Genomic DNA, 22,559 nt, shown 5'->3' with positions numbered 1-22,559 from the left:
ATCTGTGTGCCGACCGGCACGGGATACGGGCAGTCTATGAGGCGGTACCGACCAGCCAGCCGAAGGGCCACACGTGACCGAGCAGACCGAGACCCTGCCCGCCCCGCACCTCCCCGAGGTGCGGCTGCGCGTCCCCACCCACGAGGACGCCTTCGCCTGGCACCGGCTCTTCCGCGACCGCGAGGTCATGGAGTTCCACGGGGGCGTGCCCGCGGAGCTCTCCATGTACGAGGAGCTGACCGCCCGGCAGCGCAGACACGATGCCGAACTGGGGTTCTGCCTCTGGACCTTGCTGGACGGGGCCGGTGAACCGGTCGGCTTCACGGGCGCCCAGCCCTGGACCCGACCGTGGGGCCCGACCGGGGAGATCGAGATCGGCTGGCGGCTGGCCCGCGCGGCCTGGGGCAAGGGGTACGCGACCGCCGCCGCCCACGCCACGCTGGAGCGGCTGCGGGCGGCGGGTGTGCCGAGCGTGGTGGCGATGGTCGACGCCGGCAACGAACGCTCCATCGCGGTGACGCGGCGGCTCGGCATGGAACTGGGCGAGACGTTCACGACGCCGGGGGCGGGCGACGTGGGGCGGCGCGTGGCCTACTGCTTCCGGCTCGCGCTGTAGCGCGGGGAGCCCCCTCCGGCCTGGAGTGGACGGGGACCCGCCGGGCGACGGTTCCGGGCGGCGGGTCCCCACTCCTCGGCCTCAGTCCGTGAGCCGCCAGGTCTTCAGCGCGGTCCGGTGCGTCTTCGCGCCCTCGCCCGCGGGCCAGAAGTCCTCGCGCCAGGAGAGCTGGATGGCGTACTCGGTGCCGTTCTCTGCGACGTAACTCTGGTTGATGGCGTGGATGGTGCGGTCCGCCTCGTCCGTGTACGTGTACTCCCAGATCGCGCCGTCCTGCCCCTGGAAGGTGTTCTCCTCCAGCCGGATGCGCCGGTAGTCCGACTTGTCCGAGGCGGTCTTGGTGTGCTTCTCGATGTCCGTCAAGTTCTCGTACGAGGTGTAGGGCGCGTCCGGCACGACGCCGACGAGGAACTCCTCACGCCCGGTCGAACCCGCGTACGTGATCTGCCCGGGCCGCTCCGGGTCCACGGACTGCCGCGTCCATCCCTCGGGGACCGCGAAGGAGAACCCCTCGGAGTCGCTCACCCGTTCTGAGCCCTTGGGGGCCTCGGCCTCGTCGGCGGGGTCCGCGCTGTCGCTCGGCTCCTGGTCCGGCGTGGTCGGCGAGGTGGACGGGCCCGGCTCCTGGCTCGGCCCTTGGCTCGGCTCCTCGGACCGGCTGACGGAGGGCTTGTCGTCCTTGCCGGCGTTGTCCGACTTACCGTCGTCGTTGTCCTGCCAGACCAGGATGCCGGCCGTCGCGCCACCGCCGATGAGGAAGGCCCCGGCGAGCGTGGCCACCCACACCCCGGCCCGGCCGCGCGGCTTGGCGGTGGCGGGGGGCTGCGGGGCGAGCTGGATGGCGTGGGGTCCGTACGTGTGGACGGGCGTGCCGGGGGCGGGAGGTGTGGCGGGGCCCGCGGGCGCCGACTGGGTGACGAACGCGGCGGCTTCGGAGGCGGGCGCCCCGGCCGGGTCCTTCGGGACCGGTGGCACCGCCGGTGAGTACGCGGGCGAGTACGCGGGTGCGGCAGGGCCACCGCTCCGCCCCGCCATCCGCAGCAGGTACGGCCCGAGCAGCGCGGCGGGGAAGATCCACAGCAGCCCGAACAGCAGGACCTCCGGGACGCTGAGCCCGACCTCCACACCGCCGTTGCCGCCGACCCCGCCCAGTCCCGACCCGCCGGTGACCGCGCCGGACGCCTCGACGCCGAGGCCGCCGACCGCGGCGAGCAGCAGGACGAGCCCGAAGAAGACGGCCGCGCTCAGGAGTTGTTCGCCGCGGCCCGCGCAGCGCCGCGCGGCGAGGACGCCGAGCGTCAGCGCGCAGACGAGGCCGAGCGCCAACGCGCCCACGATCGCCCAGTCGTTGGTGACGTCGCCCAGTTCGGAGAGGCCGAAGGACGTGCTCTCGTATCCGCCGTCGTACAGCGAGCTGCTGCCCCGCACGGAGGCCTCGGCCCCCGCGCCCCAGCTGATGCCGAGCGCCGCGACCGCGAGGTTCGGCAGGATGAGCAGCGCGACCAGGAGCGGCGAGATGCCGTCGTCGTCGAGGTCGGAGAGCTCGCCGAGGTCGTCGATCCGGGCCAGGCTGACGAAGGCGACGAGCGAGCAGAGCACGAGGACGACGACCAGGGCCCGCAGCGCGGTGCCCACGGCCCGGAAGGCGGCCTGGACGCCGGGGCGTGCGGTGACCTGGAGCGGGTCGACGCGGTACAGCACTCCGTAGGAGACGACGAGCGCGATGCCCAGTGCGCCGAGCGCCGCGAGCACCGGGGACGACGACAGTTCGACGCCCTCGATCTCGGGCTGCGCGAAGAGGGACAGCGCCAGGACGCCCGCGGCCGCCAACAGCGACACCCGAACGGCCGCTTCGAGCCCGGCCGTGCCGCCGCCCTGGTGTCCGTACCCGCGTGCGACGAGGCGGTTGCGCAGGACGCGTACGCCGATGAAGAGCGCCACGATCCACAGCGCGGTCACGGTGAGCGGGACGAAGTGCAGGGAGGCCGTGGCTTCGAGCGCGGCGTCCGAGGAGTCCGAGCCCATACCGCCCGAACCCAGCCCGTCCGAGCCCGGTCCGTCCGAGCCGAGCCCGCCCGAACCCAAGCCGCCCGAGCCCAAGCCGTCCGAACCCGTGTCGAGGCCGTTCGAGCCGCCGAAGGACGGGCGCTGCTCATGGCCCGTCAGGTCGAAGCCGCCGCCCACCGATTGGAGGAGCAGCGCGAGGGCGATCCGCAACCGGTCGGTGAAGCCGATGACCGTCTCGTCGCCCTGGCCGTACGACGGCATGGCGAGGGAGAGGCCACCGATCAGGAGCAGCGCGAAGGGCCAGAGAGCGGCCTGCGCGGATCCGGCCCAGTCGCCGCGGAACGTACGGCCGAAGAAGGCGCCGACGGGCGAGGGGGCGGTGGGGGCCGGAGCGGTGGCCGGGGCGGTGGCCGGGGCAGGGGTGTAGACGGGCGGGGGTGGTGAGGCGGGAGGCCGTGGTTCCGCGGGCGCCTCTGCCGGAGCGGGCGGAGTGGGCTGAGCGGGCGGTGTGTCCGGAACCGGCGGGTCCGGGAGGCGTTCCTTCCCGCACTTCATGCAGAAGCGGGCCTCATTGGGGGCTGGTGCCCCGCAGTGCGGGCAGTACGACGCCATCTAACGCTCCGTCACAGTCCGGAAGAACATCACCCACGAGGGGGAGAGACCGACCCTATAAGAACCGCATAAGTTCTGCCGGGGGTCGTATCAACGGACACAGTTTGACGGTGGCTGGTTCCCGGCCGGGCCGGTGGTTCCCGGCCTGGCCCGGCTCAGCCCTGCTTGAAGCCGCGGTGCAGCGCCACGATGCCGCCCGTGAGGTTCCGCCAGGCCACCTTCGACCAGCCCGCGCCCCGCAGTCGCGCGGCGAGCGCGGGCTGGTCGGGCCAGGAGCGGATCGACTCGGCGAGGTAGACGTACGCGTCGGGGTTGGAGGACACGGCGCGGGCGACCGGCGGCAGGGCCCGCATCAGGTACTCGGTGTAAACGGTCCGGAACGGCGTCCACGTGGGGCTGGAGAACTCGCAGATCACGACCCGGCCGCCGGGCTTCGTCACGCGGTACAGCTCGCGCAGGGCGGCGTCCGTGTCCTGGATGTTGCGCAGCCCGAAGGAGATGGTGACGGCGTCGAAGGTGTCGTCCTTGAACGGCAGCTTCGTCCCGTCGCCCGCCGTGAACGGCATCCAGGGGTGGCGCTCCTTGCCGACCCTGAGCATGCCGAGCGAGAAGTCGCAGGGCACGACGTACGCGCCGGCCTGGGCGAAGGGCTGGGAGGAGGTGGCGGTGCCGGCGGCCAGGTCCAGGACCTTCTGCGCGGGGCGCGCGTCGACTGCCTTGGCGACCTCCTTGCGCCAGAGGCGGGCCTGGCCGAGGGAGAGCACGTCGTTGGTGAGGTCGTATCGTTCCGCGACGTCGTCGAACATCGTGGCGACTTCGTGGGGCTGCTTGTCCAAGGATGCGCGGGTCACCCGGCCTATTGTGTCAGGCCGGTCTTCTTTCTTGGCGGGGGCCTTGGTCGCCGGCGGGCGGGTGTTTCGCCTGCGGCGGGCCATGCGCGGGAGCGTTTGCCCGGGCTGGGGAGGGGTGGCGGGTGCGGGCGTGTGGTGGTTGCTCGCGCAGTTCCCCGCGCCCCTGACGGGGCACACCTCCCGTGGCCCGTGCGAGTGCGTCGTGGTTGCTCGCGCAGTTCCCCGCGCCCCTGACAGGGCACACCTCCCGTGGCCCGTGCGAGTGCGTCGTGGTTGCTCGCGCAGTTCCCCGCGCCCCTGACAGGGCACACCTCCCGTGGCCCGTGCGAGTGCGTCGTGGTTGCTCGCGCAGTTCCCCGCGCCCCTGACGGGGGTTGGTTCAGCGGGAGCGGTAGAGCAAGCGGCCTGCGATGACCGTTGCCACGCAGGTCTGTGCCCCTTGGTGGGCCAGTTCGGCCCGCTCGGGGACGGCGAAGATCGCGAAGCGGGCCGGGGAGCCGGGGGTCAAGGGCGGGAGCAGGATCAGGGGGGTCGGGGAGAGGGTCGCGGGGCCCGGGAGGCGGGGCGGGCGTTGGCCCACCGCGAGGCCCGCTCTGCGTACCGCGTCGATGACGGGGCGGGCCCGGAGTTCGCCCGCGATGGCCACCGTGCCGTGGGCCAGCAGCCGCTGCACTCCGCGCCGCGCGCCGGCGCCGACGCGGGACGGGTCCGCGCGGAAGATCGCCCGGGCGCGCTCCCCGCCGATGGGCTCTGTGCCCAGGCGGTCGGCCTCGCGCGGGTCGGGGTGGTAGGTGGCCTCAAGGAGTTCAGGGCCGTACGGGTTGAGCAGGCCGGGGGTCAGGATGCCGGGCCAGCGGCGGACGCGGGCGGCGGGGTGTGCCGCCGCCAGCTCCTCGTACGGGCCGACCGCCGCGACGACCGCCCCGTCGACCAGGACCGCCGCCTCCGGTGAGTGTTCGGCGACGTGAAGGGTGAGCAACAGGGCCTCAGTTCGTGGCGAGGAGCTTCAGCTCGGGGTGCGCCGTGCCGCCCTCGATCGCGGTGGACGAGATGTGCGAGGCGACGCGGTCGTCGACCGGGTCGTTCGCCGGGTCGTCGTGCACGACGAGGTGCTCGTACGTCGTGGCGCGCTGCGCCGGCACACGGTCCGCCGTACGGATCATCTCGATCATCTCGCGGAGGTTCGAGCGGTGCTTGGCGCCCGCCGAGGAGACGACGTTCTCCTCCAGCATCACCGAGCCCAGATCGTCCGCTCCGTAGTGGAGGGTGAGCTGGCCGGCCTCCTTGCCCGTCGTCAGCCAGGAGCCCTGGATGTGCGCGATGTTGTCGAGGAAGATCCGCGCGATCGCGATCATGCGGATGTACTCGAAGATCGTCGCCTGCGTACGGCCCTTGAGGTGGTTGTTCTCGGGCTGGTACGTGTACGGGATGAAGGCGCGGAAGCCTCCGGTCCGGTCCTGTACGTCGCGGATCATCCGCAGGTGCTCGATGCGCTCGGCGTTCGTCTCGCCCGTGCCCATGAGCATCGTGGAGGTGGACTCCACGCCCAGGTTGTGGGCGATCTCCATGATCTCCAGCCAGCGCTCGCCGGACTCCTTGAGCGGCGCGATGGCCTTGCGGGGTCGGGCCGGGAGCAGCTCGGCGCCGGCGCCCGCGAAGGAGTCGAGGCCCGCGGCGTTGATCCGCTGGATCGCCTCCTCCACCGGCACCTTCGAGATGCGGGCCATGTGCTCGACCTCGGACGCGCCGAGGGAGTGGATGACCAGCTGCGGGAATTCCTTCTTGATCGCGGCGAAGTGCTTCTCGTAGTACTCGACGCCGTAGTCCGGGTGGTGGCCGCCCTGGAACATGACCTGCGTACCGCCCAGCTCGACGGTCTCCGCGCAGCGGCGCAGGATGTCGTCGAGGTCGCGGCTCCAGCCCTTCTTCGTGTCCTTGGGGGCGGCGTAGAAGGCGCAGAACTTGCACGCCGTCACGCAGACGTTCGTGTAGTTGATGTTCCGCTCGATGATGTACGTCGCGATGTGCTCCGTACCGGCGTAGCGCCGGCGGCGGATGGCGTCGGCGGCGGAGCCGAGCGCGTGCAGCGGGGCGTCCCGGTAGAGGACGAGCGCTTCCTCGGGGGTGATCCGCCCACCTGCGGCGGCACGGTCGAGGACGGCTGTGACATCAAACGACGTGAGGTCGGCCTTCTCGGTCACCGGGACGTCCCTTTCGTAAGGGTTGTGGACAGACCAAGCCAGCGTACGCCAGCCTTTCCGGGGCCCTGACGTCAGGCGGTGTACGCCCCGATCAGCACTCCCACGAAGGCGCCGCCCAGCAGGAAGGGCCCGAAGGGGATCGCCGTCTTGCGCCCGGCGCGGCGGGCGGCGACGAGCCCGATGCCGTACAGCGAGGCGAGCAGGAACCCGGCGAAGGTGCCGAGCAGCAGCACGCCCCAGCCGTACCAGCCGAGCACCGCCCCCAGCGCGAGGGCGAGCTTGACGTCACCGAACCCCATGCCGTTGGGGTTGACGAGGAACAGCACGAAGTACGCCCCGGCCAGCGCGAGCGCCCCGTACAGCGCCCCGGTCCACGAGCCGCCGTGCTCGGGCATCAGCGCGGCGCCCCCGAGCAGCGCGAGCGCGGCCCCGGCGAGCGGCAGCGTGAGGACGTCCGGCAGCCGGTGCACCCCGAAGTCGACGACGGTCAGGAGGACGCCGACGGGGGCGAGCAGCAGCCATGCGGCGAGTTCGGGGCGGGGCCCGGTGGCGGCGGCGAGGGCGGCGCAGACGAGGGCGGTGGTGGCGGTGACCAGGGCGGTGCGGGGTCCGTAGTGGTCGCCGTGCCCGCACCGCGCGAACCCGACCCAGCCGCCGAGGGGGTGTCCCTCGGGGCACTCCGCTCGCCAGGTGCCGTCCGGCGGTACGCAGAGCCGGTAGGCGGCGCGGGGAACGAGGGCGCCGACGAGGGCGCCCCAGAGCGCGCCGCCGAAGGCGAGGAGCACGAGCACGAGGTTCACCCCGCCGCCGAGACCCCACCGCGCCACGCGGGCAGCAACTCGTCCAGGAGGGCCTCCGTGCGGGGCGGCAGCCCTCGCGCCCCGCTCCGGGCGAGCAGATCCGCGGCCACCCGCTGGAGCCGGGCGGGATCCTCCGTGGCGGCGGTGGCCCGCAGCAGCTCGTTCCAGAGCCGCTCGTCGCCCGGCGCCGAGCCGAGCGCGGCGTTCAACGCCTCGATCGCCTTCTCCGCCCGCCCCTTCTCCAGGTGGAACTCGGACAGGGCGAGCCCGATGTCGGCGACGAGCAACGGCAGCTGCGCGTCGATGATCTCGTGCGTGAGCCAGGCGTAGCGGCCCTGCGGCCGGTCGGCGAGGAGTGGTCCGCGTACGAGCACCAGGGCGTCGGTGAGCATCCGCCCGCGCACGGCGCGGTTGCCGGCGCCGCGTCCCTGCGTGGCCTCGTGGTAGAGCGAGCGCAGCACGTCCAGGTCCGAGACGACGGACTTGGCGAGCGTGAGCCGCCCGTTCCGGTCGGCCCGCAGCCGGGGCGAGCCGTCGGGGTCGGTGCCGAGCCACTCGCGCAGCCGCTCGACGAGCGCGTCGCGTACGTCGTCGGTGACGCCGCGCGGCCAGAGCGCGGAGGCGAGCACGCGGGGGTGCACCCCTTCGCGGTGCATGAGCAGCAGGGCCAGAGCCTCGTGCATCAGCGCGCTGCGCTCGCCGTCCGGCGTGTCGAGGCCGATGATCTCGTACGTGCCGACGAGGCGGGCGTAGACCGCGGGCCGCCCCTGCTCGGTGACGTCGACGAGGAACGGCGGCGCGGCGCCCGTGGGCTCGTCGTCGGGGCCCGTGGGGCCGGAGCCGCTCTCCGGGTCCGCCTCGGTGAACAGCCGCACGACGGCGCGCTGTTGGGCCTCGGGCAGCGTCTGGGCCTGAAGTTCGAGGCCGAGCAGGGGCGCGAGGAGCTTGCCCGCGCGGGTGATCTCCATCTCCCAGGCGGCGCCGGGCAGGTCCCCGGACTCCGTACCGACGAGGTAGCCGATGCCAAGACGGCCGGCGTCGGCGGCGAGTTCGGCGAGCTTGACGGCGTCCTCACCGGTCGGCTCGGCGGCGAGCAGGACGAGGTGCGGGGCCCAGCGGGTGTGCCGGGCGGGCCCGGTGCGGCCGGTGAGCACGGAGTCGTGCCCGGCGGCGCCGAGCGCGCCGCGCCGCTGCCGCGTCTCGGCCTCCATGGTCTCCAGGAGGGCCTCGACGTCTTCGAGGTGCCGCAGCCGGTTGGGCGCGAGCGGGGTGAGGTCCTGGCCGAAGCCGACGACGGTGATGGTCATGCGGTCCGACCAGCCGTTGGTGGCGAGTTCGGCGGCGACCGAGGCGAAGACGGCGGCGCGGTCGCTCTCGCTGCCGCTCAGCGAGACGATGCCGGGCACGGACTCCAGGTTGAGGAGCAGCCGCGAGTCATCAAGGGTGCCGAGGCTGACGAGCCCCGGGTAGGGCGCGGCGGTGTCCACTTCCTCGTACCGCTCGGCGTCGGTGCGCGCCAGCACCCAGAACGTCTGGTCCTGCCCCAACTGCCAGGGCGCGGGCGGCCGTCCGGCGGGCTGGGCGAGCTGGAGGTGCAGGTCGCCGTTGGTCAGCCAGGCCGCGTACACGGTCGGCAGCTCGCGGTTCTCCTCGGCGAGGGAGGCGGCGAGGCCGCGCAGCGACAGGTCGAGCAGGCGTACGCCCTCGGGGTCGGCGCCCACGAGCAGCGCGTCCTGCGCGTCGGCGGCGTCCCCGGTCGGGGTCCGCGGCTGCATCCCGCGGTGCCCGCCGACCGCGCCCATGGCCGACTGCCACAGGGCGTGGCGGCGACGGCGGCCGAGGGCGCCGAGCAGGCCGGCGGCGAGGAGGGGCGCGCCGAGGAGGGCTTCCGGCAGGCCGAAGCCGGAGCCTTCGGACGTGCTGCCGCCGGTGGCTTCGGGAGCCTCGGGAGCTTCGGCGGCGGGTGTCTCGGGGGTGGCCGGGGCCTGCGGCATGGCGGGCTTCTCCGGTGCGGAGGGCCGCTGCTCGGGGAGGACGATGTGCGCGGTGTCGCGGTCGACGGAGCTGCCTCCGCCCTGCTCCTGGCCGCCGCCCTGCTCCTGGCCGCCGCCCTGTTCCTGGCCGCCGCCCTGTCGCTGGTCGCCGGTCTTGGAGTAGTCGGAGATCTGCTCCTTGACGTCCTTGGAGATCTTGGGGGCCTCGTCGGGCATCTCGACGAGCTCGCCGCCGTGCGCGTCCGCGGGCATCTCCATGATCCAGCCGGGCCGGATGAGGCTGGCCTCGGAGAGCTTCGAACCGTCGGGCTGCTCGCGGTCCTTGTTGAGCTGGTAGATCTCCTTGTACCGGCGGCCGTCGCCCAGGTGCCGCTCGGCTATCTCCCACAGGGAGTCGTGATGGCGGCCCTCGGGCGGCTGGATCCGGTAGTACTTCGTGTCCCCGTCCTTGCCGCTGCCGCCGACCTCGGCGTGCGCGGCGGCCTGCTCGGCCTGCGCGGCGAGGGCGTCGGCGGCGGACGCGGCGGCGTGCTGCCCCTGGCCGAAGAGGCCGGGGGTCTGCTGGGCGCTCGCGGCGGACGCGGGCTTCTGGTTCCCCTCCAGCGACTGCCCGAACTGCGAGAGGCCGGGCGCGAAGCTCGCGGCGGTGGCGCCGACGAGCAGCAGGGCGGCGACGAGCTGCCGCGCGAGCATCTGACTGCCACCGGCACCCGGCACCCGGCTCGGGATCCCGACCCCGGACAGCGCGGCCTTTATCTCCACGAGCACGCAGGCGGTGAACTGCGCCCAGGCGAACCAGACGACGACGGTCAGTACGTTGATGAACGTACTGACGGTGATCTCCTGCTGGAGCCAGCTCAGCGAGGGCGCCCCGCCCGGCAGCGGCCACCCCACGAACACCACCAGGGCCGCGGGCACGCCGACGAGGAGCACGGCCAACGCGACAAAGGCGAGGAAGGCCTTGACGAAGTCCCCGACGGTACGCCCGCGCCTCGGCAGGGGCTGCGGCGTCCGGTTCCGCGGCGACCGCGGGTCAGGCGGGCTCGTCGAGCGTGAGGTGGTGCGCGCCATGGCGGGTGTCCTGGTGTCCTGTGGGGGAGGAGTGGATGGGCAAGGGGTCCGGTGCGGTACTGATCCGGTGGGGTTACTGATCCGGTGGGACCACTGAGGTGATGGTACGGAAGGTGCGTCGCCCGGAGCGAGGTCACCCGTCACAGTTCCGGTACGGATCCGGGAGGCTGTCGGAGCCACGCGATAGCGTCGTCATGTCGCTTCCCGCGTACGGGAGGTGGTGGCTCGGCGAAGGGGGACACGACCATGGGTGGCAAGGGCAAGAGCGACCTCTCGATCCCGCTCACGGATCTGGAGGACTACGGCAGCAGGCTGCGCTCCATCAAGACCCGTATGAACCGCACCAAGAAGATCTTCGAGTCCTACCGCGACGACATAGGCGACGGCGGTGTCTACGACTCCCTCGACGACTTCGAGTCCAACTGGGAGGACGGCCGCGAGGACATCGGCCAGCAACTGGACCAGCTCGCGGACCTGTCCGACGCGGTCGTACGCGAGTTCAAGAAGCTGGACGACGACCTGGCGAAGGCCGTCAACGACGCGGTGAAAGTCAACGAGGGCAAAGGCGGCAAAGGCGGCGGGAAGGACACCAAAGGTGACGGAAAGGGCGGGGGCGGCGCCAAGTAGCCGCGCACTGCGCTCCGGAGGGGGCCGCGGTCTCAGCCCACCTCGTTCTCCGCGACCGCCCTGCCCTTCACCGTCACGTCCCCGCCGTAGAACATGCCCGTGAAGACGGGGCTGTAGGTCATCTGGACCTCGACCTCGACCTGCTGCGGGTTCGCCGTCACACACTGCGTGTTGGCCACGTCCGCGCCCCTGAGACCCGCCTCCTCCACGAAGGCCCTGACTCTGGCCGCGCAGTTCTCGTAGTTGATGGGCGCGCCCTTCACGCCCTCGTAGATGTCCTCCAGCTGAAGGTCCTGGGCGGCATAGCGGGCGGCCTGTTCCGCGATGTCCGCGGCGCGCTCCCGCTTGGAGATGGAGAGGCCGCCGTCGATGACGAACGCCGACAGTGTGAGGAAGACGATCGCGAAGACGATGACCGCGCCGGCGCCCGAGCCCCGGTCGTCGAGGTGGGCGCGGCGGGACGCGATCCAGTCGCGTACGACACGAGGGTGTGTCACGCCGACCTCCGGTACGGGTCGAGCGGCGAGCTGAAGGTGGCCTCCAGCGTCGTCGGGATGTCCAGGCCCAGCATGGCCAGGCCCTTGACCTCACAGCTGACCTCGACGGTGAAGAACGGGTCGACGTCCTCGTCGAAGCCGGTGCTCTTCTGGACGACCGAGACGGGGCCCGAGCACACGTCGGCGAGGTCGGCCGCCGCGGCCTTGCGCGCCTCGGCCATCGCCGTCCCGTGATCCTTCTGGATCGATCCCGCGCGGGCGGCGTCGCGCGCCGCCCCGTCGATGGCCCCCCGGCCCTCGACGAGCTGACCGAAGGCCACGAGGACCAGGATGAAGAGGATCATCACCGGGGCGAGGATCACCACTTCGACGGTCGAAAGGCCCCGGTCGTCCCGACGGCGGCGGCGCTCCCCCACCGCCGCCCGCGTCCCGGCCCACGCGCCCCGTGCGCTCCGCATCAGTCGGTCTCCTCCACGAACCGCTCCACCGGCCCCGCGGACCGCGCGTGCACCGTCAGGTCGAGACCCGGGAAGACCGTGGGGATGCGGGCCGTGATCTCCACGCCGACCGTGTTCTGCTCGGGCTGGATGGTCTTCACGTCCGGGCCGAGCACCAGCTCCGGGCCGAGCTGGCGGATGTACGCGTCGGCCACGCCATGGGCCTCGCCGCGCCAGCCGCCGGGGTTCTCGTCGGCCGTGGCGCGGGCCTTGCGCGCGCCCGCCTGCGCCGCCGCCTGGGCGACGTGGTCGGCGAAGAAGTACAGCGCGAACTGCACCGTAGCGAAGATCATGAAGAACAGCACCGGGGTGAGCAGCACGAACTCGATCGCGGTCATGCCGGATTCGCCGCGGGTGGAGGCGGCCTCCACCCTGCGGCGTACGAATCCCCGCATTCCGCGCGTTTCCCGCACCCCGTCGCCTTTCACGATGCCGTCAGCAGCCTGTCGTCAGTTCGTCAGTCGGTCCTCAGCCGTGCCGAGGTCAGCAGGTGCTGCCGGCGTCCGCGCCCTTGATGCAGTCGCTGACCTTGTCGGCGCCGCCCTTCAGCGCGGCGTTGATGACCGCGGCCACCACGCCCACGATGGCCACGACGACCGCCGAGATGATGACCCACTCGACCGCGGACGCGCCGCGGTCCAGCTCGCCGGAGCGGGCGCGCTGGACGCGGCCCCGCAGGAAGGTCACGAGGAAGTCGACAGCCGGGTGGCGGAAGTTCCGTCCGTTCATGATGTGTTGTCCTCTCAGGAGTGGTGGGGGGAAGGGCTGACGCCGAGCCACGACGTCATAGGGCCGCTAGACCTGGAACACGCGCATCGCCGCCGGGAAGATGAGGAAAACCAGGAACCCGGCGCACAGCAGCAGCTGCGCCACCAGCATCGACTGGGATTTCTCGCCCGCGCTGCCCTCGATCTCGGCCAGCTCGCGGTGCCGCATCGTCTCCGCGCGGGAGGCGAGGGACTCGCGCACCTTCGCGCCGTCGTCCGCCACCAGCGCCAGGGACGCCGACAGGTCCTTCAGTTCCTCGACGCCCAGTTCCTCGCCGAGCGCGCCGAGGGCCTGCCACTGGCTGACGCCGGTGATGCGGGCGTCGGCCAGTGCGCTGCGGATGCGTTGCGTCGCCCAGCCGTCGGAGACCTCCGCCGCCGCCATGAGCGCCTCGGGGAGGCCGCGACCGCCCGCGAGGCTCATCGACACCAGATCGAGATAGGCGCCGATGACGCGGCGCAGGTCGCGCCGCTTGTCCGCCGCGTCCCTGCGTACTTCCAGGTCGGGCAGGAAGAAGAAGAGCGCGCCGAACATCAGCGCGAGCCAGACCGGGATGATCGGGCTGCGGCCGACGCCGAGCGTGTAGATGACGGCGAAGAGGAACGGGCCGAAGAAGACACCGGCCGCGGCCAGCAGCACCTTCGTCGCGAGGAACTTCTCCCAGCTGCGGTCGAGGACCGCGAGGTCGGCCCGCAGCGACCGCTGCTCCCACCCCTGCTGAAGGTAGAAGTCGGCGACGCGCATGCCGACGCGCGCCCGCATCGACCCGATACGGCCCGGCTTCTCGGTGTCCGAGGTCGCCCGGTGCGACTCGTACGCCGCGCCGCGCGCCCGCATCGCGTCGATGCGGGCCACCGTGGCGACCGCGCTGCGCTTGGACGGCATCAGGGCGCGTACGAGGGTGAAGATGCCGAGGCCGAGGATCGCGCCGATCACTATCGGCGTCGTCACGCTCATCGACGTACCCCCTCGGGAGAGTTGGCATAGCCCGGCAGGCCCTGCTGGGACGGCTGCTGCGACGGCTGCGGGGGCTGGTCGGCCGTGGCGGCCGGGCCCCTCGGGCGGACGAACTGCACGCCCGGCTCGTCCCTGACCAGGAAGCGGTCCGGCGTCTCCACCGTCGACAGCTTCCGCAGCCACCAGAAGCCGAGCGCGAACAGCGCGCACACCATGGCGAGCACGAGCTGGCCGATGGGCGTGCCGTAGGGCTCTACGAACTCGCGGTTGAAGATGGACAGGCCGAGCACGAAGGCGATGGACACCGCCACCACGATCTGCACGGAGCGGCGGGTCGACGCGCGCTGCGCCATGACGCGCTGGCGCATGTCGACCTCCTCGCGCGCGGACTTGGCGAGCGCGCCGAGGACCTGACGCAGGCCGGGGCCGCGCAGCTTGGCGTTGAGGATGAGTGCCGCGACGATGATGTCGGCCGAGGCGTCGTCGATCTCGTCGGCGAGGATCTGGAGGGCCTCGGGGAGCGGGGTGCGGGCCCGCAGCCGGTCGACCAGGGCGTCCAGGTGGGGGCGGAGCACCGGCGCCGCCGCACGGGCGGAAGCGGGAATGGCCTGCTCCAGGCCGACCGCGCCCGCGATGGTGTCGCGCAGCGACTCCGTCCAGGCGGCGAGGGCCTCGACGCGCTTCATCTGCGCCCGCTCCTCCGCGGCGCCGCCGAAGAGCTTGTCCCAGAAGAAGACGAGGATGCCGGCGGCGATGCCCGCCACCGCCCACTGGGTCAGCAGGAGGACGACGAGGCCGACACCGGCGGCCAGGGATCCGCGCCGGCCCGCGAAGCGCAGCAGTTCGCTCGCGCGCTCGCTCGCCTTGTGCTTCTCGTGGGCGGGCTTGGCGGGCAGGCCGCGGAGCGCGATCGCGAGGAGCGCGAGGCCGCCGCCCGCGGCGACACCGCAGCCCAGCGCGTACAGGACGGGCAGCGAGAAGAGGCCGCCCATGGAGCCCAGCGTGTTCATGTCGTGCTCACCCCCATTGCCCGGCGGGGCGGTAGCCGAACGCCGCCAGGTCGTCCATGCAGGCTATCGGCGCGTGCGCGACGACCCGTCCGTCGGGGGCCTCCGCGAAGACCTCGCTGGACAGGACGCGGCCGTCGACGCCGTTGACCTCGCGGATCGAGGTCACCATGCGCTGGAGCTTGCCGCCGGACTGGTAGTTGTTGCGCCGCTGGATGAAGACGACGAAGTTGACCGCTCCCGCGACGAGCATCTGGCTCGCCTCGATGGGCAGCCGCTCGGACGCCTGGAGCGCGTAGGTGGAAATACGGTTGAAGACCTCGCTGGAGCTGTTGGCGTGGATCGTGGAGAGCGAGCCGTCGTTGCCCTGCGACATCGCGTTGAGCATCGTCACGATCTCGTCGCCGAGGACCTCACCGACGATGACGCGCGAGGGGTTCATGCGGAGCGAACGGCGCACCAGCTCCGCCATCGAGATCTCGCCCTGCCCCTCGGAGTTGGGCAGCCGTTCCTCGAACGCGACGACGTTCGGGTGCAGGTCGGCGAACTGGTCGAGGCCGAGTTCCAGGGCGCGTTCGACGGTCACCAGGCGCTCGTGCGGCGGGATCTCGTTGGCGAGGGCGCGCAGGAGCGTCGTCTTACCGGCGTTCGTCGCGCCCGCGATCATGATGTTCTTGCGGGCGCGGACCGCGCAGGCGAGGAAGTGGCCGATCTCCGGGGTCAGCGTGCCGTTGCCGACCAGGTCCGACATGAAGACCTTGCCCATGCGGGCGCGGCGGATGGAGAGGGCGGGGCGGCGCGTGACGTCCATGACCGCCGACAGACGCGAGCCGTCGGGCAGCCGCAGGTCGAGCTGCGGGTTGGCGGAGTCGAAGGGGCGCGAGGACAGGCCCGAGTACGCGCCGAGGACCTGGATGAGCTCGACGAGTTCCTCGTCTGTCTCGGCGACCGGGTCGGCCTTGGTCTCGCGGCCGTCGGCGTACCCGACGAAGACCTGGTCGCAGCCGTTGATGTCGATGTTCTCGACCTCGGGATCGTCGAGCAGCGGCTGGAGCCGGCCGACACCGAAGAGCGCGGCGTGCACGGCGGCCGCGTACTGCTCCTCGGTCTCCGCGTCGAGCGGGGTGCGCCCGGCGTTGATCTCCGCGCGGGCGTACTCCTCCAGGATCTGGGCGATGACGGCGCGGGCGTAGTGCCGCTCGTCCTCGCCCGACATCGGGGTGACGCCGGATATCTGGTCGAGGCGGCGCTGCTCGGCTATGCGGTCACCGGCGTCCTGCCGGAACCGCTTCACCAGCTGGTGGTCGACGGGCGTGCTCATCGGCCCGCTCCGGGCTGCGGCCGCTGGGCCACGCGGCCGGGCTGCTGCGCGACGGGGTTGGTCCAGGCGGCGCCGTACTGCTGGTACAGGTCGGCGGTGACCTTGCGCGCGGAGCGGATGAGCAGCGACTTGTCGAGCCGTCCGCGCTTGCGCCCGGCCAGCTGGTCGGCGCCCGACGGGTCGTCGGCGAGGGTGCCGACGACGCGGGCACCGGTCTGCGCGGCCATCAGCATGTCGTTGACCTGATGGACGAGCTTGGCCGAGGCCGACGGGTCCGTGATCAGCAGGACGCCGATGAGCGGGGTCGCGAGCGAGGCGGCGCCGCGCGAGCCGCCGTGCAGCTTGGCGGCGAGGGCCGCGGCACGGTCGCGTACGCGGGCGAGCGACTCGGGCTCGGTGCGCGAGACGAGGAGGACGAGGGCGGCCTGCGGGAAGAGTTCGACGGCCGGGGTGTCGCCGCTGACGCGCCCGCAGTCCGCGATGACGTCGGCGGGAGCGTGCGGTGAGTCGGCGAGCTGGGAGAAGGCGCGGCCGAGGGTCGGCCAGAGCCCGGCGAGGCCGGCCGCCTGCTCGGCGACGCCGAGCCCGACGAGCACTTCGAGACCGCCGCTCAGCGGCTGGACGTGGTCCCACAGTTGGTCGGGGACGAGGCCGCGGCGCGCCGTCGCCGCGATGGACAGCATGCCGGTGTTGGGATTGAGCGGTCCGCCGTGCGCGGCGGCGCTGCGGTAGACGAGGTCACCGCCCGCCGGGTCGGTCTCCGCGACCAGTACGCGGCGCGGCCAGACCGCGGCGAGCGCGACGGCGGCGGTGGTGACGCCGGGCGACCCTTTGTCGGCGGCGAGTGCGATGAGCGCCATGTCTCTTCTGCTCGCCTCTAGTTGCTGTTGCCGGTGACGCGTACGACGACGACCTTGCCCTCGGACGCGGCGCTCGCCAGAGCCGCGACCTCCTCCTGCGGGACGAGGAGGGTGATGTTCTGGTTGCCGGTGCTCACGGTGGCGTCGCTCTTGCTGCTGACCTTGCTCACCTTGGCGGCGGCGACCAGCGGGCTGCCGCCGGAGGAGCTGGAACCACTGCTTCCGGTGGAGCCCTTGCCGGTGGAGGTGCCGGAGAGAACGGGGTAGGCGGCGACGGTGTCACCGGACTTCAGGTCCGCCGGGTACTGGCCCTCCTTGAGGGCGAGACCGACGGACGCCTTGCCGGCGGGCAGGCTCTCCTTGGCACCGAACATCTCACCGACGGCGACGGCGCCACGGGGGATGGTGCTCTTGGCCTTCAGCTTGGAGAGGGCCCCGCGCTTCTCCCACGGCACGTAGTTGATCGATGTGTCCTCGGCGACCATCACGCCGGTGATGTTCACGTCCTCGGAGGGCGACTCGCCCGCCGGGATCTCCTTCGTCACCTTCACGACCTCGATCCGATCACCGGCGCGCAGCACCAGCACGGTGGCGCCGAGCGCGCCGACGAGGATGAGGAGGACGGCCAGTGCGGCGAGTGCCGGTTTGCGCTCGCGAGGCGGCGCGGGAAGGCGCTCACCGACCGCCGGCTGAACCGGTGCGGAGGAACGGCTGTTGCCCGCCCCCATACGCTCCTGGATCTTCACGCAACTGCTCCCCGCACGCCCAAGAAGATTCGGTCAATTTCCGTCATTCGTGACACTCGCGTCTCTCTCGCCCCACCTCGGGCGGGCTATTCAGCCCCAGGCTCAGTGTCAAGTCATCGCACCGTATCAGCAGCACATAAGCCCCTCAAGGCGCGTTAAAGATCGCGAAGCCCACACCCCCCATCGTTACCCACGCGCAATCGGGGCGGGTTGGTTCCGATGCCGTTCCTGGTATGCGAGGCGTGGTGGACATGTGCGTACGCGAAGACGTGAACTTTGCGCAACTGGCTGTCCGGGCCCGGCCGATGGCGACTTCCACACGGTTCCCACACGCCCCGCACCGGACCCGGCACAGCCGTGCCATGATCCGTCGGCCCCAAGGACGACGCCGGTGGGTGCCGTACCGGTTCCCGCCCGCGGCAACACGTGCGTCACCACGCCATGCCGCGCGCCTCACCACACCACGCCACGCCGCGCGAGCCACGTCACGCGCGCACCACGCACGACGGGAAAGGAACCGACTGTGAGCACCCCGGCCGAACGCACCCCACTCCTCCCCCTGCCCCACGCAACTCTCGCCTCCGACCCACGACTTCTCGCGGCCGTGCACGAGATCGGTGTCCGCCGCGGCTTCGACTACACGGACGACGCGGCGACGGCGGCGCTGCTGGAGGAGCGCCGGAAGGCGGTTCACCGGGCGGGCAACAGCGCTCCGGGCTGGATCGGCGCCCTGCTGATCGTCGCGGGCGTCCTCTGGCCGCTCCTCTCCCCCACGATCCCCGCCATGGCCGACAAACCCCCGGCCTTGCGGTTCGGTCCGGCCGCGCCCCTCCTGACGCTTGGGGCCTGGCTGTGGGTGCTCGTGCGGCGACGCTGGAAGCGGCAGTTGCTGCATCCGCTCCTGTCCGGTTACCGCGAGGTGATCGGTTGTGCGCGAGCACACGGGGTTTCGGTGACCCACATACCGGACTGGTTGGTGGGACGCACACAGAACGGCGGCGGGAAGGGGGCGGCGCCGATTCCTTCGTACGGAGAGGTTCCTTCGTACGGAGAGGTTCCTTCGTACCGGGAGGCTGAAGCGCCGCCGTGGCCGTCCTCCGCCGTGGCGGCCCCGGTCAAACCCATGGCCGTCAGCCGGTACGAGGCGACGGCGGACGAAGGGGGATGGCACGACGAGGCGGGCTGCCTCCTGCTGGTGGCCGGGGTGGCCGGCGTGGCCTGGGGCGCGACCCAGGACGTCCCGGCGGGCTACCTGGCAGGCGCGCTGGTCCCGTCGGCGGTCGTGACGTGGCTGGCGGGCGCTCGCCGGAGCAGGGAGAGGCAGCGGCTGCGCGAGGAGGCGGCGACGTACGTGCGGGCGCTCGCGGCGGCGCAGGCGGCGGGAGCACAAGTGCCGGAATTGTCCCCTGTGTTGCGGAAATCGCTCGCCGAGGAAACCGGCCGGTCGACGGGATGAACCTGTCCCGCGATATCGCCCTCTCTCTTTCGGGCGCGAGGGTCCGTGGGGAATTGTTGCAGTATTGAACAATCACCGCCCAGGCCAACGCCGTTGGCGCATTTCTGGTCCGGACCTTTCGCGCGCGCAGAGCGGTGCAGCAGGCGCACCGCATTCCGCAATTCCTGCCGTACGAAAGAGAAGCAACCCCCCATGCGTTTCAAGAGAACCCCCACGCGCAAGACATCCATGGCCGCCGGTCTCGCCGCGACCGGCGCCGCCCTGGCGATGGTCGCCACGTCCGCCCCCGCCGCGCACGCGATCATCGGCGGCACCGAAGTGCCGAACGACGCCTACCCGTTCATGACGGCCGTCCTGGACAAGGGCCCGGGCAGCGCGCTCGACCGCCAGTTCTGCGGCGCGAGCCTGGTCACGCCGGACACGGTCGTCACGGCGGCGCACTGCCTGGTCGACGACGCGGGCAAGCCGGTGAAGCCGAAGACGCTCCAGGTGGCGGTGGGCCGCACGGTCCTGTCCTCCCGGCAGGGCCAGATACGCGACATCGCCAAGGACGGCGTCGTCGTGCACCCGCGCTACCTCAAGGGCCAGGAGGCCTACGACGTCGCGTTCCTCCAGCTGAAGAAGCCGGTGCGGGGCATCTCCCCCGTCGCGCTGCCGACGCAGGGCACCGACGCCCTGATCCGCCCGGGCCAGAAGGCGACGGTCGCGGGCTGGGGCAACACGGACACGGAGCTGCCCCACACGCCCGACCGCCTGCGCCAGGTGCGGGTCCCGATCCTCTCCCACGCGGAGTGCGGGACGAGCTACGAGGAGTACGACGCCAAGGTCAACTTCTGCGCCGGCGTCGAGACCAAGGACTCCTGCCAGGGCGACAGCGGCGGCCCGATCTTCCGCAAGGTCCCCGGCCGCGAGGCGCCCATCCTGATCGGCGTCGTCTCCTACGGCGACGGCTGCGGCGCGCAGGGCGCCCCCGGCGTCTATACGTCGCTCAGCTCGTCGAAGCTGTGGAAGACGCTGGACGAGTCGCCCTCGGGCAAGAAGATCAAGCGGGCGATGAACCGCCGCTGATCGCGAGGTGATGCGGGTGGGCGGCCCGGGACGGACGACCGAGTCCCGGGCCGCCCTTCCCGAAAGACCCGCTTCAAAGACCCACTTCAAAGACCCGCTTCAGCGAGCACCCTCGGCAGGTTTCTCCAGTGCCTCGTCGACGGGATACAGATACGCGCCCGCTTCCTCACTGAGCACGTCGAAGACCTCGTCGTCCCATTCCCGCTGATCAGGGGCGGCCTTCGGTCAGAGGCGGCCTTCGGATCAGAGGCGGCCTTCCCGCTGCCGCCGCTACTCCGCGAAGCGGAACGTGGAGGTCACCGCGTCGAAGATGTCGAAGAACGAGTCCGCCAGGTCGAGGATCTGGCTGCTGCCCGAGACGAGGGCGACCTTGCCCTCCTGGCCGGGGACCGGGATGAAGGTCTGCATCAGGACGACGCGGATCGTACGGTCGTCGCCGTCCACGGAGATGTCCTCGATGCCGTACGTCCGGGCCGCGAGACCGACGCCCGGGATGTCGACCGTCGTGACCTTGCGCCACGCGTCGCCCTCCCGCTTGGCCTCGCGCACGCCGAGCTGGGCGACGATGCGCTCCGGATCGGTGGGGAGCAGGTCGCCGTCGGGTGTGCGGGCGCCGACCAGGGAGACGGTGACCGAGCCGGTGACCGGCGTAGCGCCGCCGAAACTCTCCGCCATGCAGCCGCAGTACAGCGCGCCGGACTGCCAGGCGTCCTTCGACGCCTTGCGCAGGAACGCCTCGAAGGTCTCCCGGTACGGAGCCAGCTCGGGGCGCGCACGCACCCGGTCGTTGATCATCTGGCGGATCGCGGCGTCGCGCGACTCGGGGCGTACGTCGAACTCCCACCACGTCTCCGGCACCTTGATGCTGAATCCGCCGCGCGCGATGGTCTGCGGTGCTGTGTAGCGGGCCATGGCTGTCCTCGTCCCCTTCGTCGGCGTGCGCCGGTCCGGCTGCTCACCGGTCCCGGCCAGCCTACGAGGCGCCGTTCGCCGCGGGAGCGCCACCCGCTACTCCCCCGTGACGCCGTCGATCCGTTCCCTCAGCAGGTCGGCGTGGCCGTTGTGGCGTGCGTACTCCTCGATCATGTGGGTGAGGACGTAGCGGAGCGAGTACGTGTCGCCGCGGAAGTCGGCGGTGGCATCCAGGGAGCCCAGGGCGTCCACGACGGCGCGGGAGCGGGCGCACTCCGCGTGCCAGACCTCGAAGGCTTCGTCCGGGTCGGCGTCCGCCACATCGAAATCGGCGTGCTCGCCGGGCACCCGTCCCGACCAATTGGCCCGCAGCGCCTCACCGTTCAGTACGTTCCTGAACCAGCTGCGCTCGACCTCGGCGAGGTGCCGGACCAGACCCAGCAGCGACATGTCCGAGGGCGGCACGGCCCGCTCCCTGAGCTGGTCGGCGGTCAGCCCCGCGCACTTCATCGCGAGGGTCTCGCGCTGGTACTGAAGGAAGGCGGTGAGGGACGCGCGTTCGCCGGCGGCGGCGTGCGGGGGTTCGGTGCGGCGGGGGACGCGGGGCACGTGCGCGGGGTTCTCGTCGGACATCGGTCCATCATGCCGAGACGGGGGCGGGGCTCGCTCGGAATTACGGACCGGGCGCCACAGCGGTCAACCGCGCTGACGACCGCAACCGAACAGCCCGCCACCACGGGCCCGGCAGCGACAATGCAGTCGCGGTCACCCGCCACCGCGGGTTCTGCGTCACGACACGGTGACCGTCCAGTCGAATCAGGTGACTTGCCCCGCAATCGAACCTGGCGGAACCAACAACCCCGTGGATAACGTCGGCCCGTTGGAGACACCCCTCGCCCCACCGGGAGCCGACCGTGAACCGCCGCACCCTGCCCGTCACCGCCGCGCTCTCCGCTGCCGCAGCCCTGCTCCTGACGGGCTGCGGCAGCGGAGGCGACGACAGTTCCAAGGACAAGGACGACGACAAGATCGCGGGCGCCGACCAGGGCACAGCGAAGCCGAAGAAGCCGACGGACCCGTCGGCCGCCCCCGCGGAGGACAAGCCGGACGGCGTGGACCTGTCCCTGCCCAAGGACATGAAGCTGGTCTTCGACTGGAACAAGCCGAACATCAAGGACGAGGCGGCGGCGATGGACGACGCCGCGAACTTCATGCGGGCGATCTATCGAGGCGTGGACAAGCGCACCACTAAGGACGCGGCCGTGACCGCGTACTCCACCGGTGATGGGCTGCATTACGCGAAAGTCCAGATCGACAGCAGGGTCGATGGCGGCTGGACGGCCACCGGCACCCGGCGTCACTACCAGGGCAGCACGCGGTCCGCCCCGAACGGCAAGTCGGTGGAAGTCGCGTTCTGCGTGGACTCAAGCAAGTTCTACGGCAAAGAGATCAAGTCTGGGAAGGTCCTGAAGAGCAAACCCAGCACCGAAGACTTCGACCACTTCAGAATCGTGATGGTCAAACTCCCGACGAGCGAGGGCTTGTGGCAGGCCTCCAAGGTGTTTGTCGAGACGAAGGCGAAGAAGTGCCAGTGACCAGATCGCGACGTACGGCCCTCGTCACCGGTCTCGCCCTTACCTTCGGTACCGTCGTCGTTCTCTCGGGCCACGCACACGCGGCGGAACTGGAGA

Annotated in this window: 22 protein-coding genes; 5 read left to right on the top strand and 17 right to left on the bottom strand. The window is 71.7% G+C overall.

Annotation, left to right across the window (positions count from 1 at the left end; translation table 11 throughout):
• Window positions 1-73 precede the first annotated feature (73 nt).
• On the top strand, window positions 74-616 hold the full coding sequence (locus ACOBQB_RS31645) for a GNAT family N-acetyltransferase (RefSeq protein WP_423596579.1): 543 nt from the start codon (window positions 74-76) through the stop codon (window positions 614-616).
• Between the two features lie 81 nt (window positions 617-697).
• Here the strand turns inward: ACOBQB_RS31645 and ACOBQB_RS31640 are convergent, their stop codons facing one another.
• From ACOBQB_RS31640 to ACOBQB_RS31615, 6 genes are all read right to left on the bottom strand, one after another.
• Window positions 698-3,235 carry a zinc ribbon domain-containing protein gene (locus ACOBQB_RS31640; protein ID WP_423596577.1) on the bottom strand — a complete coding sequence of 846 codons (2,538 nt, stop codon included), beginning with the start codon at window positions 3,233-3,235 and terminating at the stop codon, window positions 698-700.
• A 155-nt stretch (window positions 3,236-3,390) separates the two neighbouring features.
• A complete protein-coding gene (locus ACOBQB_RS31635; protein WP_423596575.1) occupies window positions 3,391-4,086 on the bottom strand; it encodes a demethylmenaquinone methyltransferase in 696 nt (231 codons plus the stop codon).
• Window positions 4,087-4,465: 379 nt separating this feature from the next.
• The gene (locus tag ACOBQB_RS31630) at window positions 4,466-5,065 is read right to left on the bottom strand and encodes an imidazolonepropionase-like domain-containing protein (RefSeq protein WP_423596573.1); all 600 of its coding nucleotides are present in this window, start codon (window positions 5,063-5,065) and stop codon (window positions 4,466-4,468) included.
• Between the two features lie 7 nt (window positions 5,066-5,072).
• The gene (mqnC, locus tag ACOBQB_RS31625; protein ID WP_423596571.1) at window positions 5,073-6,287 is read right to left on the bottom strand and encodes a cyclic dehypoxanthinyl futalosine synthase; all 1,215 of its coding nucleotides are present in this window, start codon (window positions 6,285-6,287) and stop codon (window positions 5,073-5,075) included.
• Between the two features lie 71 nt (window positions 6,288-6,358).
• Window positions 6,359-7,114 carry a prepilin peptidase gene (locus ACOBQB_RS31620; protein WP_423596569.1) on the bottom strand — a complete coding sequence of 252 codons (756 nt, stop codon included), beginning with the start codon at window positions 7,112-7,114 and terminating at the stop codon, window positions 6,359-6,361.
• On the bottom strand, window positions 7,084-10,152 hold the full coding sequence (locus ACOBQB_RS31615) for a BTAD domain-containing putative transcriptional regulator (RefSeq protein WP_423596567.1): 3,069 nt from the start codon (window positions 10,150-10,152) through the stop codon (window positions 7,084-7,086). Before ACOBQB_RS31615 ends, ACOBQB_RS31620 begins: the two co-directional genes overlap by 31 nt.
• A gap of 246 nt (window positions 10,153-10,398) precedes the next feature.
• Between ACOBQB_RS31615 and ACOBQB_RS31610 the strand changes: the two genes are divergently transcribed.
• Window positions 10,399-10,779, top strand: a complete 381-nt coding sequence (locus ACOBQB_RS31610) for a hypothetical protein (RefSeq protein WP_423596565.1) — start codon at window positions 10,399-10,401, stop codon at window positions 10,777-10,779.
• Window positions 10,780-10,811: 32 nt separating this feature from the next.
• On the opposite strand, the gene ACOBQB_RS31605 is transcribed toward ACOBQB_RS31610, so the two are convergent.
• The 9 genes from ACOBQB_RS31605 to ACOBQB_RS31565 form a co-directional block, all read right to left on the bottom strand.
• Window positions 10,812-11,276 (bottom strand): Tad domain-containing protein, encoded by a 465-nt coding sequence (locus ACOBQB_RS31605; RefSeq protein ID WP_423596563.1) that lies wholly within the window; start codon window positions 11,274-11,276, stop codon window positions 10,812-10,814.
• Complete coding sequence (locus ACOBQB_RS31600) at window positions 11,273-11,734, bottom strand: TadE/TadG family type IV pilus assembly protein (RefSeq protein ID WP_423596561.1); 462 nt, start codon at window positions 11,732-11,734, stop codon at window positions 11,273-11,275. The genes ACOBQB_RS31605 and ACOBQB_RS31600 overlap by 4 nt, the downstream gene beginning before the upstream one ends.
• Complete coding sequence (locus ACOBQB_RS31595) at window positions 11,734-12,168, bottom strand: TadE/TadG family type IV pilus assembly protein (protein ID WP_423596559.1); 435 nt, start codon at window positions 12,166-12,168, stop codon at window positions 11,734-11,736. Before ACOBQB_RS31595 ends, ACOBQB_RS31600 begins: the two co-directional genes overlap by 1 nt.
• Window positions 12,169-12,256: 88 nt before the next feature.
• Window positions 12,257-12,502 carry a hypothetical protein gene (locus tag ACOBQB_RS31590; protein ID WP_423596557.1) on the bottom strand — a complete coding sequence of 82 codons (246 nt, stop codon included), beginning with the start codon at window positions 12,500-12,502 and terminating at the stop codon, window positions 12,257-12,259.
• Window positions 12,503-12,568: 66 nt separating this feature from the next.
• Window positions 12,569-13,498: a type II secretion system F family protein gene (locus ACOBQB_RS31585; RefSeq protein WP_423596555.1), complete on the bottom strand. Its 930-nt coding sequence runs from the start codon at window positions 13,496-13,498 to the stop codon at window positions 12,569-12,571.
• Window positions 13,495-14,508: a type II secretion system F family protein gene (locus ACOBQB_RS31580; protein WP_423596553.1), complete on the bottom strand. Its 1,014-nt coding sequence runs from the start codon at window positions 14,506-14,508 to the stop codon at window positions 13,495-13,497. Before ACOBQB_RS31580 ends, ACOBQB_RS31585 begins: the two co-directional genes overlap by 4 nt.
• Before the next feature lie 7 nt (window positions 14,509-14,515).
• Complete coding sequence (locus ACOBQB_RS31575; protein WP_398548672.1) at window positions 14,516-15,826, bottom strand: CpaF family protein; 1,311 nt, start codon at window positions 15,824-15,826, stop codon at window positions 14,516-14,518.
• Window positions 15,823-16,686, bottom strand: coding sequence for a hypothetical protein (locus ACOBQB_RS31570; RefSeq protein WP_423596551.1), 864 nt, complete (start codon window positions 16,684-16,686; stop codon window positions 15,823-15,825). The genes ACOBQB_RS31575 and ACOBQB_RS31570 overlap by 4 nt, the downstream gene beginning before the upstream one ends.
• A gap of 17 nt (window positions 16,687-16,703) precedes the next feature.
• Complete coding sequence (locus ACOBQB_RS31565) at window positions 16,704-17,432, bottom strand: hypothetical protein (RefSeq protein ID WP_423596549.1); 729 nt, start codon at window positions 17,430-17,432, stop codon at window positions 16,704-16,706.
• A gap of 523 nt (window positions 17,433-17,955) precedes the next feature.
• Here ACOBQB_RS31565 and ACOBQB_RS31560 point away from each other — a divergent pair.
• Both ACOBQB_RS31560 and ACOBQB_RS31555 read left to right on the top strand, forming a co-directional pair.
• Window positions 17,956-18,888, top strand: coding sequence for a hypothetical protein (locus tag ACOBQB_RS31560; RefSeq protein WP_423596547.1), 933 nt, complete (start codon window positions 17,956-17,958; stop codon window positions 18,886-18,888).
• A 192-nt stretch (window positions 18,889-19,080) separates the two neighbouring features.
• Window positions 19,081-19,956 carry a S1 family peptidase gene (locus ACOBQB_RS31555; protein WP_423596545.1) on the top strand — a complete coding sequence of 292 codons (876 nt, stop codon included), beginning with the start codon at window positions 19,081-19,083 and terminating at the stop codon, window positions 19,954-19,956.
• Window positions 19,957-20,226: 270 nt separating this feature from the next.
• Here ACOBQB_RS31555 and ACOBQB_RS31550 read toward each other — a convergent pair whose 3' ends face one another.
• Both ACOBQB_RS31550 and ACOBQB_RS31545 read right to left on the bottom strand, forming a co-directional pair.
• Entirely contained in the window at window positions 20,227-20,868 is a 642-nt protein-coding gene (locus ACOBQB_RS31550; RefSeq protein WP_423596543.1) for a hypothetical protein, read from the bottom strand.
• A 96-nt stretch (window positions 20,869-20,964) separates the two neighbouring features.
• Window positions 20,965-21,501: a DinB family protein gene (locus ACOBQB_RS31545; protein ID WP_423596541.1), complete on the bottom strand. Its 537-nt coding sequence runs from the start codon at window positions 21,499-21,501 to the stop codon at window positions 20,965-20,967.
• Between the two features lie 281 nt (window positions 21,502-21,782).
• On the opposite strand from ACOBQB_RS31545, the gene ACOBQB_RS31540 reads away from it, so the two are divergent.
• On the top strand, window positions 21,783-22,463 hold the full coding sequence (locus ACOBQB_RS31540; RefSeq protein WP_423596539.1) for a hypothetical protein: 681 nt from the start codon (window positions 21,783-21,785) through the stop codon (window positions 22,461-22,463).
• Window positions 22,464-22,559: the final 96 nt, after the last annotated feature.

This window comes from Streptomyces sp. G5(2025) (genome assembly GCF_049542075.1).
Taxonomy (GTDB): Bacteria; Actinomycetota; Actinomycetes; order Streptomycetales; family Streptomycetaceae; genus Streptomyces.
Note: the sequence above shows the minus strand (reverse complement) of the source record. Positions and strands in the feature narration are given on the sequence as shown.